The organism is Alcaligenes sp. 1735tsa3 (assembly GCF_024134565.1).
Lineage (GTDB): Bacteria > Pseudomonadota > Gammaproteobacteria > Burkholderiales > Burkholderiaceae_B > Alcaligenes > Alcaligenes phenolicus.
On record NZ_CP099862.1, the window covers coordinates 845,282 to 857,010 of the forward strand.

Annotated in this window: 8 protein-coding genes and 1 other RNA gene; 8 read left to right on the top strand and 1 reads right to left on the bottom strand. The window is 56.2% G+C overall.

Features of this window, described 5'->3' with window-relative positions; translation table 11 throughout:
* Positions 1-5 precede the first annotated feature (5 nt).
* From NIZ92_RS03890 to yfaE, 6 genes are all read left to right on the top strand, one after another.
* Entirely contained in the window at positions 6-1,778 is a 1,773-nt protein-coding gene (locus NIZ92_RS03890; protein WP_083054112.1) for a ClcB-like voltage-gated chloride channel protein, read from the top strand.
* Positions 1,779-1,799: 21 nt separating this feature from the next.
* Positions 1,800-2,936 (top strand): hypothetical protein, encoded by a 1,137-nt coding sequence (locus tag NIZ92_RS03895; protein WP_060185607.1) that lies wholly within the window; start codon positions 1,800-1,802, stop codon positions 2,934-2,936.
* 9 nt (positions 2,937-2,945) lie between these two features.
* The gene (recQ, locus tag NIZ92_RS03900) at positions 2,946-4,772 is read left to right on the top strand and encodes a DNA helicase RecQ (RefSeq protein ID WP_063688547.1); all 1,827 of its coding nucleotides are present in this window, start codon (positions 2,946-2,948) and stop codon (positions 4,770-4,772) included.
* A gap of 198 nt (positions 4,773-4,970) precedes the next feature.
* Positions 4,971-7,250, top strand: a complete 2,280-nt coding sequence (gene nrdA, locus NIZ92_RS03905; RefSeq protein ID WP_035271093.1) for a class 1a ribonucleoside-diphosphate reductase subunit alpha — start codon at positions 4,971-4,973, stop codon at positions 7,248-7,250.
* 18 nt (positions 7,251-7,268) lie between these two features.
* The gene (gene nrdB / locus NIZ92_RS03910; protein ID WP_026485169.1) at positions 7,269-8,405 is read left to right on the top strand and encodes a class Ia ribonucleoside-diphosphate reductase subunit beta; all 1,137 of its coding nucleotides are present in this window, start codon (positions 7,269-7,271) and stop codon (positions 8,403-8,405) included.
* Positions 8,402-8,710 carry a class I ribonucleotide reductase maintenance protein YfaE gene (gene yfaE, locus NIZ92_RS03915; protein ID WP_009455057.1) on the top strand — a complete coding sequence of 103 codons (309 nt, stop codon included), beginning with the start codon at positions 8,402-8,404 and terminating at the stop codon, positions 8,708-8,710. Before nrdB ends, yfaE begins: the two co-directional genes overlap by 4 nt.
* A gap of 15 nt (positions 8,711-8,725) precedes the next feature.
* Here the strand turns inward: yfaE and NIZ92_RS03920 are convergent, their stop codons facing one another.
* Positions 8,726-10,540, bottom strand: coding sequence for an ATP-binding cassette domain-containing protein (locus tag NIZ92_RS03920; protein ID WP_035271091.1), 1,815 nt, complete (start codon positions 10,538-10,540; stop codon positions 8,726-8,728).
* Between the two features lie 65 nt (positions 10,541-10,605).
* On the opposite strand from NIZ92_RS03920, the gene rnpB reads away from it, so the two are divergent.
* An RNA gene (rnpB, locus tag NIZ92_RS03925) (RNase P RNA component class A) lies at positions 10,606-11,011 on the top strand.
* A gap of 289 nt (positions 11,012-11,300) precedes the next feature.
* Entirely contained in the window at positions 11,301-11,729 is a 429-nt protein-coding gene (gene mraZ, locus NIZ92_RS03930) for a division/cell wall cluster transcriptional repressor MraZ (protein WP_009455053.1), read from the top strand.

Here is an 11,729-nt window from a genome sequence, read left to right on the forward strand (position 1 = left end):
TTTTTATGATTGCCCATTCCGTGCTGTCGATGCGCAAGCGTCTGCAGGGTTTCAAGTGGTTGTCTGATATGCCCGCCATGCTGGCCTGGGCGGTCTTGGCTGGTATTTTGGGTGCCTTGGCGACTTTGGCCTTTCATCAGGGCATGCGCTTTGTGCAGCAAGTTGTCACGGGTCAGCACGGCGGGATCGTCGCAGTCACGGAAAGTCTGCCCTGGTACATGCGCCTCCTGTTTCCCACCTTGGGCGGTTTGTGTGCCGGTATCCTGCTATGGCTGGCAGGGCGTCTGCCGTCGGGAAGCAATTCTGACTATATGGAAGCTGTGGCCATTGGCGATGGCCGCTTGTCCATTCGCCAGGGGCTGCTGCGATCCTTGTCGTCCTTGATGACGGTGGCCTCGGGCGGCTCGATCGGTCGGGAGGGGGCGATGGTGCATCTGGCCTCCTTGTCCGCTTCCGCGATAGGCCGTTTCACCTTGTTTGGTGAAGCCCGTCTGCGCCTGCTGGTGGCCTGTGGTGCCGCAGCCGGTGTAGCTGCCGCTTATGGCGCTCCGATCGCCGGTGCCGTGTTTGTGGCCGAGATTGTGCTGGGCACCATGACCATGAGCAGCTTTGGCCCCCTGTTGATGGCGGCTGTCAGTGCTCACCTGACCATGCGTATGCTGGGTGGTTATCATGCCCCTTACGAAATGACGAACGTTCAGGCCGTTGCAGGTTGGGACATCTTGCCCTTTCTGGTCCTGGGGGTGCTGATTGGTCTGGCTGCACCCGCTTTCCTGAAATTGTTGAATCTGTTCCGCACCCTGTTCAAGCGTACTGGCCTGGGTTTGCCTTTGCGCTTGGCTTTGGGTGGTTTGTTGCTGGGACTTTTGCTGATTGTCATGCCGCGCGTGGCCGGTAATGGCTTTAGCGTAGTGTCCTCCATGCTGCACAGCGACTGGGCCTGGTACAGCGTGCTGCTTATCCTGGCGTTCAAGGTTCTGGCCACAGGGCTGACAGTTGGTTCGGGCGCTGTCGGCGGTGTGTTTACCCCCGCCATCTTTGTGGGCGCGGCCTTTGGCACCTTGTTTGGTCAACTGACTTTGCTGATCTTGCCGGGTCTGGATTTACCGTTGTACTTGTTCACCCTGGTGGGCATGGGCGCGTTTCTGGGGGCCGCCACCAGCGCTCCCTTCATGGCCATACTGATGTTGTTTGAAATGACATTGAGCTATCAGTTGGTGCTGCCCTTGATTGTGGCCTGTGTCATGGCCTATTTTGTGTCCCGTGGTGTGGCCGAGGTCGCCATGTATGAAGTCACCCTGGTGCGCGAGCGCGATGCCTTGCTGCGCCACAAGTTGCGTCACACCACCTTGGCCGAGCTGGTACGTCCGGCTGATACCGTCGTCAGCACCACCACCCAGATGCGCGATGCCTTGCAGATGTTTCTGGACTACCCCGTGCGTTATTTGTATGTGGTGAACGAAGAACAGGTTTATCAAGGTGTGATTGCCCAGCCCGACCTGACGCGTATGTTGTTGGACGACAACGCTGCCCAGGAGCGTGTGGTGGGCGATATTCTGCGCATGGATTTCGTCAAGACGCTCTACCCGAACATGAGTCTGGACGAGGCTCAGGAACACTTTGTGAGCTTTGCCGGAGAGCGTCTGCCCGTATTGAATGGTGACGGCTCGGGTCGTCTGATTGGTGTAGTCTATAAGTCTGCTGTGCTGGAAAAATACTCCGCCATCAAACGCTCCCTGGATGCGAGCGGCGAAGTGATGCTGGATGCCCGGCGCTAAACTCTTTTTGTGACATAAATCATGCGTACAAAAGCTTGCCAGCGAGGCTTGGCAGGCGGGCTGTTGGTCGGTCTTGCCATGCTGTTCGCTGTTCCATTGGCCACCGCTCAAAATCGTGTTGGGCTGGAGAATTTGTCTGCTACCCGCGTGTATGGCGTGGATGAGGCACAGGCCATTCCGGCCCAGGAGCTCCCGCCTGTGGAGCCATTTTTTGATGCTACGCAGTGGCATCGCCAAGGAGATCAGGACTTGCTCAGTCCAGCGGCCTCCATGGATTACACATTTTCCGATTTCAGTCTGAGTGGTGCCAGCACCGCCAGTCTGGCGCGCTCCATCCAATATAGTCAGCAGTCCTCTCCAATTTGGAGTGCCCGCTGGTTGAGCAGTGCGCCCGACCAGGTCTGGCAGTTTGGCGAGCGCAACTGGCGCTATGTGAATGAAGACGGGCTGCAGCTGACCCTGGGCAATGACACGGTTACCGCACCGGACTGGGCGCGGCCCGTGGAACTGGGCGGTATCAATATCACTCAGCAGTTCGAGCATGGCCCGGCCGGGCCATGGCGTTATGCCCTGGCTGTTGGCGCGCTGGATATGACGGGCAAGCAGGATAACGGGGATCTGGTGTATGGCTCTTCGGCCGGCAGCTTGATGCTCAGCACCGATGTCACCAGTCGTACCAGTATTGATACTCAGATGGAAAGCGCTCGTGATTTTGGGCTGACCGGTCTGGGTGCAACCTATCGATCGCCGGACTTTGGCGTGTGGCAGGCCAGCGTGGCCAAAGCTTCCCATGCGGTGGGGCAAGGTTGGCGTTATCAGGCAGCCTATGGCCTGGATGTGCTGGATGATTTGCATCTGCAGTGGCAGGGTGAACGCTACCAGGACAATTTTCTGGATTTGAGCCGTTACCAGGGCATGAAGGTGGATGCGGCTAGCAGTCGGCAGATTGTTGGCCTGTCCGTGCCCCTGCGCCGCTGGGGTGAAGTGAAGACTCAGTACGAGGTGCAGCAGGTAGTTGCCGGGGGGGAGAACCGCTACCTTGGGGTCACGCAGCAGTTCTGGTACAGTCCCCACCTTAGGGTGGGTTTGCAAGCTCGCCGTCATCTGGAAAGTCGTCAGTCGAACATCGCGCTGCGTTTTTCTATTCCGATTTTTTAAGCAGGCGGCATGGCCCAGTCAGCACTTGAGGTTCTTCAGGAAGTTTTTGGTTATGACAGTTTTCGTGGTTCTCAGCACGAGATTATCGAGACCCTGATCCAAGGCGGCGACGCCCTGGTCTTGATGCCCACCGGCGGCGGCAAGTCGCTCTGTTACCAGATTCCTGCTTTGGTGAGACCCGGCACCGGTGTGGTGGTGTCTCCCCTGATTGCCTTGATGCAGGATCAGGTGGACGCCCTCAACGAGTTGGGCGTTAACGCGGCGTATCTGAATTCCACCCAGGATTGGCAAACTGCCCGGGAGGTCGAGCGCGAGTTTCTGACGGGGCAGTTGGATCTGCTCTATGTGGCTCCTGAACGCTTGCTGACAGACCGCTGCCTCGATTTGCTCGCGCGCGGCCAGATTTCCCTGTTTGCCATTGACGAGGCTCACTGCGTATCGCAATGGGGGCACGATTTTCGCCCTGAGTATCTGGGTCTGGACTTGCTGGCCCAGCGTTGGCCAGGTGTGCCACGGGTTGCCTTGACGGCTACCGCCACTCAGTTGACGCGGGTAGAAATTGCCCAGCGCTTGAAGCTGGAAGAGGCTCGGCATTTTGTTGCCAGTTTTGATCGTCCCAATATTTGCTACCGCATCATCGAAAAGAACGAGGTGCGCAAGCAGCTCCTGAGTTTCATTCAGGAGGAGCACTCCGGGGATGCGGGGATTGTGTATTGTCTGTCGCGTTCACGCGTGGAAGATACGGCCGAGTTTCTCTGCAAGAACGGTATCCATGCCTTGCCCTACCATGCGGGGCTGGATGCGCAGCAACGCGCCATCAACCAGGCCCGCTTTCTTCGAGAAGAAGGGGTGGTCATGGTGGCGACCATTGCGTTTGGCATGGGCGTCAACAAACCGGATGTGCGTTTTGTGGCCCACATCGACCTGCCCAAATCGGTAGAGGGGTATTACCAGGAAACCGGACGGGCAGGGCGCGATGGTGAAGCGGCTACGGCCTGGCTGGCCTATGGCCTGCAAGACGTGGTGCAGTTGTACCGCATGATTAACCAGTCGCAGGGCGATGCGGCACACCGACGCCAGCAAGGCCAGGCGCTGGATGCCATGTTGGGTCTGTGCGAAACCATTTCCTGCCGCCGTCAGCGCTTGCTGGCGTATTTCGATCAGCAGATCGAGCCTTGCGGTAATTGCGATACCTGCCTGGAAGCACCGGAAGCCTGGGACGGTACGGTGGCCGCGCAAAAAATGCTGTCCACTATCTATAGATTGTGGCGCGAGCGTGGTCAGCGTTTCGGGGCCGGGCACCTGATCGACATCTTGCTGGGCAAGCTGACGGATCGTGTCAAAGAGCATGAACACGACAAGCTTACTGTCTTTGGTGTGGGCAAGGAATTGACCGACCAGGCTTGGCGCGGGGTGCTGCGCCAGTTGCTGGCACACAGTCTGGTTACCGTTGATCCGGAAGGCTACGGTACCTTGTTGTTGACCGATGCCAGCCGTGAAGTGCTCAAGGGCGAGCGCACCTTAATGTTGCGGCGCGAAACCGTAACACGTGGACCGGCTGCACACCGAGTAAAAGGTCAGGCGCCTGCCGGACCTGCTCTGGAACCCGACCAACAGAGGCGGTTCGAGGCTTTGCGCGCCTGGCGTGCGGCTACCGCACGCGAACATGGTGTGCCGGCCTATGTCATTTTCCATGACGCGACTTTGCGCGAAGTGGCTATTCGTTGCCCTAGTTCAGAGGCTGATCTGGAGCCGATTACAGGCATAGGCGTACGTAAAAGAGAGGCCTATGGCGAGGCTTTGCTGCGCTGCGTGCAAGAGTTCCAGACGCAATAGAAAATTGTTAGCAGAGCAAAGTTTGGTTGCATTTTTATGTGCCGAATCTGCTCTGCAGTCCAAAAACCGCTATTCGCTCAATCCGCTATATGTAGTAGAATGACGTCAATATCACACTATATATGGTGTGCATCAACTGACGCTGGCGGCTGCAAAAGCCGCGTCTTCCGTCAATCTTCACCGATTTCCGAGACTGAAATGCAATCAACCGAACAGTTAATGGTCACTAAAAGAGATGGCCGTACAGAACCTATTAACCTCGACAAGATTCACCGAGTGGTTGATTGGGCCGCTGAAGGTCTGAGTAATGTGTCCGTCTCTCAAGTAGAGCTGCGCTCTCACATTCAGTTCTATAACGGCATTCGCACTAGCGACATCCACGAAACGATCATCAAGTCGGCTGCGGATCTGATCTCCGAAGATACGCCTGACTACCAATATCTGGCTGCCCGTCTGGCGATTTTCCATTTGCGCAAAATCGCTTTTGGTCAGTTTGAACCTCCAAGCCTGTTCGATCACGTGACCTTGCAAACCAAGGAAGGTCGCTACGATCCGCATCTGCTGCAAGACTACACGCGCGCCGAGTTCGATGAGCTGGATGCTCATCTGGATCACTGGCGTGACATGAACTTCTCTTACGGTGCCGTCAAGCAGCTGGAAGGCAAGTACCTGATTCAAAACCGCGTGACCAAGCGCATCTACGAAAGCCCCCAGTTCCTGTACATGCTGGTGGCCATGTGCCTGTTCGCCCGTTACCCTGCCGACACTCGTCTGGGCTTTATCAAGCGTTTCTACGACGCGGTATCGCAATTCAAGATTTCCTTGCCCACGCCCATCATGGCTGGCGTGCGCACACCCACTCGTCAGTTCAGCTCTTGCGTGCTGATCGAATGTGACGACAGCCTGGACAGCATCAATGCCACGACCAGCGCCATTGTTCGTTACGTATCGCAGCGCGCCGGTATCGGTATCAACGGTGGTCGCATTCGCGCTGTCGGCAGCGAAATTCGCGGTGGTGAGGCTCAGCACACCGGCTGCCTGCCTTTCTTCAAGATGTTCCAGGCCGCTGTGAAGTCCTGCTCGCAAGGCGGCGTGCGTGGTGGTGCGGCAACCTTGTTCTACCCCATGTGGCACCTGGAAGTGGAAACACTGCTGGTTCTGAAGAACAACCGTGGTGTGGAAGAAAACCGTATCCGTCACCTGGACTACGGTGTTCAGATCAACCGCTTGCTGTACCAACGCTTGATCAAGGGCAGCCATATCACGCTGTTCTCGCCTCATGACGTGCCCGGTCTGTACGAAGCCTTCTTTGCCGACCAGGACGAGTTCGAGCGTCTGTACGAGATGTACGAACAAGATCCCGCCATCCGCAAGCGCAGCCTGCCTGCTGTGGAGCTGTTCTCCCTGCTGATGCAAGAGCGTGCCAGCACCGGCCGTATCTACATTCAGAACGTGGACCACTGCAACACGCACAGCCCATTCCAGGCCGACCGCGCTCCCGTGCGCCAGTCCAACCTGTGCATGGAAATTGCCCTGCCCACCAAGCCTTTGAACGATCTGAACGATCCCGAAGGTGAAATCGCGCTGTGCACGCTGTCGGCTTTCAATCTGGGTGCTCTGGAGTCCCTGGACGAGCTGGACGGTCTGGCTGAACTGATTGTTCGCGCTCTGGATGCTTTGCTGGACTATCAGGACTACCCGGTCAAGGCTGCACTGAACGCAACCAACAAGCGTCGCTCCCTGGGCGTTGGCGTCATCAACTACGCTTACTACCTGGCCAAGAACGGCACCCGTTACTCCGACCCGGCAGCGTTGGGCCTGACCCACCGTACCTTTGAAGCCATCCAGTACTACCTGTTGAAGGCTTCGGTGCAGTTGTCGCGTGAATACGGTCCTTGCGACGCCTTTGACGAAACAACCTATGCCAAGGGACTGCTGCCTACCGACACCTACAAGAAAGATGTAGACGGTATTTGCAACGAGCCGCTGCACCTGGACTGGGAAGCCCTGCGCGCTGACATTGTCAAGCACGGTCTGCGCAACTCCACCCTGACCGCCTTGATGCCTTCGGAAACCTCCAGCCAGATTGCTAATGCCACCAATGGTATTGAGCCTCCGCGTGGCCTGGTGTCCGTCAAGCAGTCCAAGGACGGCATCTTGCGTCAGGTGGTGCCTGAATTTGAAAAATATAAGGATCAGTACGAGTTGCTGTGGCAAATGCCTGGTAACGACGACTACCTGAAGTTGGTTGGCGTGATGCAGAAGTTCGTTGACCAGTCGATCTCTGCGAACACCAACTATGACCCACAGCGGTTCGAGGGTGGTCGCGTACCGATGAAGCAACTGCTCAAGGACTTGCTGCTGGCCTACAAATACGGTGTGAAGACCTTGTACTACCACAACACCCGCGACGGTGCCGATGATTCGCATGGCGAAGTAGAGGATGACGGTTGCGCAGGCGGCGCGTGCAAGATCTAAGCAAGGGTAAATAGCATCATGACTACCTATAGTACTTTTTCTAAAACGGATAACGACCAGCTCAAAGAACCCATGTTCTTTGGGCAGCCGGTGAACGTGGCTCGCTACGACCAGCAAAAATATCCGATTTTTGAAAAGCTGATTGAAAAGCAGTTGTCCTTCTTCTGGCGTCCGGAAGAAGTGGACATCACCCAGGACCGGATCGACTACCAGAACCTGCCTGACCACGAAAAGCATATTTTCATCAGCAACCTGAAATATCAGACCTTGCTGGATTCCATTCAGGGCCGCAGCCCCAACGTGGCCTTCCTGCCTCTGGTATCGATTCCGGAGCTGGAAACCTGGATTGAAACCTGGGCTTTCTCCGAGACAATTCACTCGCGCTCGTACACGCACATCATTCGCAATATTGCCAATGATCCGTCCGTTATTTTTGACGACATCGTGCGTAACGAAAACATTCAGCTGCGTGCGGCCGATATTTCTTCGTACTACGACGATCTGATCAGCGACACCATGCTGTATGCCCAACTGGGCGCGGGCGAGCATGAGATCAACGGTGAAACCCGCACGCTAAGCGTCTACGAGCTGAAGAAGAAGCTGTACCTGTGCATGATGAGCGTCAATATTCTTGAGGCCATCCGCTTTTACGTCAGCTTTGCCTGCTCCTTCGCTTTTGCCGAGCGCAAGTTGATGGAAGGTAATGCCAAGATCATTCGCTTGATTGCGCGTGATGAAGCGCTGCACCTGACTGGTACGCAACACATCATCAATATTCTGCGTTCCGGTAGCGATGATCCCGAGTTCGCTCAGATTGCCCGCGAACTGGAGCCGGTCTGCTTTGATATGTTCAAAGACGCAGCCGAGCAGGAGAAACAGTGGGCGGATTACCTGTTCCGCGACGGTTCCATGATTGGTCTGAACAAGGACATTCTGGGACAGTACGTGGAATACATCACCAATATCCGTATGGGTGCCGTGGGCCTGAAGCCTGCGTTTGAGTCCGTCAAACACAACCCCATTCCCTGGATCAACACCTGGCTGTCCTCGGACACCGTGCAGGTGGCACCTCAAGAGGTGGAACTGAGCTCTTACCTGGTCGGTCAGATCGACTCGGCCGTGTCGGCTGGCGACTTCGACGGTATCGAGTTATGAGTCAAGTCCGGACAACTGATCATGACTTTCAGTTGCGGGACGGCGAAACTTTGTTGGAAGGTTTGGAACGAACCGGCCATCAGGTTGAGTATCAATGCAGGAGCGGCTATTGCGGCTCCTGCCGTATTCCTCTTGTGTATGGAAAGGTTGCTTATAAAGAGCAGCCTTTAGCGTACGTCGGCCCAGGCGAGGTTCTGCCGTGTTGTTGCACGGTACTCGAACCGATCATGGTCGACTGTCAGCGCATTGCCCGGATTGAGGAGGAACCGGAGGATCAGTTCGGCTTTACCGGGCTGAATCCCTGATTCCTCTGTCTCCCTTTAGCTGGCCAAGCGCTTTTCTTCCAGCTTTTCCCAACGCTCAAATAACTGCTCCAGGTCAGTGTTGAGCTGATCCAGTTGTTGGTTGATCTCGTCGGCTCGAGCAGAGCCATCTTTATACAGATCTGGTGCGCTCAGCTGTTCTGCCAGTTCGGCTTGCTGGCTTTCTATGGCTGCAATTTTCTCGGGCAGCGCGTCCAGTTCCTTTTCTTCCCACGGGGCCAGACGGCCAGGCTTGTTAGTCTTATTGTTGCGCTCTGCAGCAGGCTTTTCAGTGGCGGCGGGAGTTGGAGTGCTGGCTGCCGGTGTCTCGGCTTTGGCTTGCGGGCGTTGTGCCAGCCACTCGTCGTAGCCACCCACATACTCGCCCCAATGGCCGTCGCCTTCGGCCGCAATCACCTGGGTGACCACGTTGTCCAGGAAGGTACGGTCGTGGCTGACCAGCAGCACGGTGCCCGTGTAATCCTGAATCAGGTCTTCCAGCAGCTCCAGAGTTTCGATATCCAGATCGTTGGTCGGTTCGTCCAGTACTAATACATTAGTAGGTTGGGCAAACATGCGGGCCAGCGCCAGTCGGGCACGTTCACCGCCAGACAGACTGCGTACCGGGGAGTGAGCGCGGGCTGCCGGGAACAGGAAGTCTTCCAGGTAGCTCATGATGTGCTTGCGCTGATTGCCAATTTCCACCCACTCACTGCCGGGGCTGATGGTGTCCGCCAGAGTGGCGTTTTCGTCCAGGCGACTGCGCATCTGGTCAAAGTAGCCAATGTTCAGTTTGGTGCCGTGGCGCACGGTGCCAGAATTAGGCTCTTGCAAACCCAGCATGATGCGTAGCAGGGTAGTCTTGCCGGCGCCGTTGTGGCCGATCAGGCCAATACGGTCACCGCGCATCAGCACGGTGGAGAAATCCTTGATCAGGATGCGGTCGTCGTAGCCGTGTGTGACATCTTGCAGTTCAGCGACCAGCTTGCCGGAGCGCTGGCCTTCGGAAATGGCGAATTTGACGTCGCCCGAGCGCTCGCGTCGCTCGGCACGATCACGGCGCAATTGTTCCAGGCGGCGAACACGACCTTCATCTCGGGTGCGGCGGGCTTGCACGCCTTTGCGAATCCAGACTTCTTCCTGGGCCAGAAATTTGTCGAATTTGGCATTTTGTTGCTTCTCTGCTTCCAGGTATTCAGCCTTGCGTTCCTGCCATTGGCTGAAGTTACCGGGGAAACTGAACAACTTGCCGCGATCCAGCTCGACAATTCGCGTTGCCACCACATCCAGGAAACGGCGGTCGTGGGTAATGATGACCGCGCTGCCGCGGAAATCCAGCAGCAATTGTTCCAGCCAAAGAATGCCGTCAAAGTCCAGGTGGTTGGTGGGTTCGTCCAGCAAGAGCAGGTCGGGTTCGTTCACCAGGGCATTGGCCAGAGCGACGCGTTTACGTTGTCCGCCCGACAAGCTGCCAGCCAGTGCATCCGGATTCAAGCCCAGCTTGTCGATCAGGGCGTTGACGCGGGCAGGGCGTTGCCAGTCTTCGGCTTCGGTGAAATCGCCACACAGCAAATCGTAAATGCTCAGATTCGGATCCAGCTCCGGTTCTTGTTCGACGGTGGCTACTTTCAGCCCGCCCAGTCGTTTGACCTGACCATCGTCGGGAGCTTGACGTTGATCCAGAATTTTCAAAAGCGACGATTTGCCAGCACCATTGCGCCCGATCAGACCGATACGTTCGTTGCTTTGAATGACCAGATCGGCATGGTCCAGCAAAGCATGGTGGCCGAATGCCAATTGGGCATCGGTCAGGGAAATCAGATTGGTGGACATAAGACTCCAGATAAATCAGCGCGTCCTGCGAATTTCTCTATTGTCGCAGGTTACAATGCATCTGTGAGGCAGGCTGGGCAGTCGCGGTACCAAGTATCGAGGAAGGTCCGGACTCCATAGAGCAGGGTAGCGGCTAACAGCCGTCCGGCAAGTGTGGCATCGCGCCAGACGAGCCGAGGACCAGGGCCACAGAGACGAGACCACAGCAAGGGCTTGCGCAAGCAGGCACAGATACGGCGACTTCCGTGTTTTCTTGTACTTCGGTGCAAAGTGCTGTGGGGTGAAACGCGGTAACCTCTACCCGGAGCAATACCAAATAGGCATACGCAGGCTTTTAGCCCGAGAGGCGGCTCGTCTCAGTATGCGGGTAGGTAGCTAGAACCGGCCAGTAATGGTCGGTCCAGAGGAATGATTGCCGGCCAGCGGGTTCCCGCTGGCATACAGAATCCGGCCTATAGGCCTGTCTCACACTTCTCCCGGCGTTCGCCATCAATTGCACCGATTTCGTACATTTGAAAGCAATTGTTAAGGATGTTGAATCCTTGGCAAGAGTCGCTTGCGCGCATTTTTATAACAATTCACTTTTAATGCGCCCTGCAATTTCTTGATTTCACACAGTATTTTTTTTTAGTCACTTCTAGGATAGTGCGCTAAGTGCTTGTTGTGATTGAAAAAATTGCAACCACTGCCTTGACCGCAAAGGCTTTCCCCCGTAGAGTGGGGAAAAGTAGGAAATAGTGTAAAAAAGTGGGGGAAAATAGTGTTCCAAGGCAGCAGCGCACTCACACTGGATGCTAAGGGTCGGATGTCCATTCCGACTCGGCACCGTGACGCGCTTTTGCAGCAGGAACAAGGCCGCTTGACCCTCACTCGCCATCCCGACGGCTGTTTGCTGGTGTATCCGCGCAGTGTGTGGGAAGAAAAGCGCGAACAAATTGCCCGCTTCCCCATGAGTGCCCGTTTCTTGCAACGCCTGCTGCTGGGTAGTGCTCAGGACGTTGATCTGGACTCCGCTGGTCGGATATTGATCGCTCCCGAACTGCGCACCGCAGTGGGGTTGGAGCGCGACGCCATGCTGCTGGGTATGGCCACCCATTTTGAGTTGTGGAATGCGCAGGAACTGGAACGCCGACAGGCCCAGGATCTGGCTGAAAACTCCACAGACGTATTCGACACTTTTTCTTTCTGA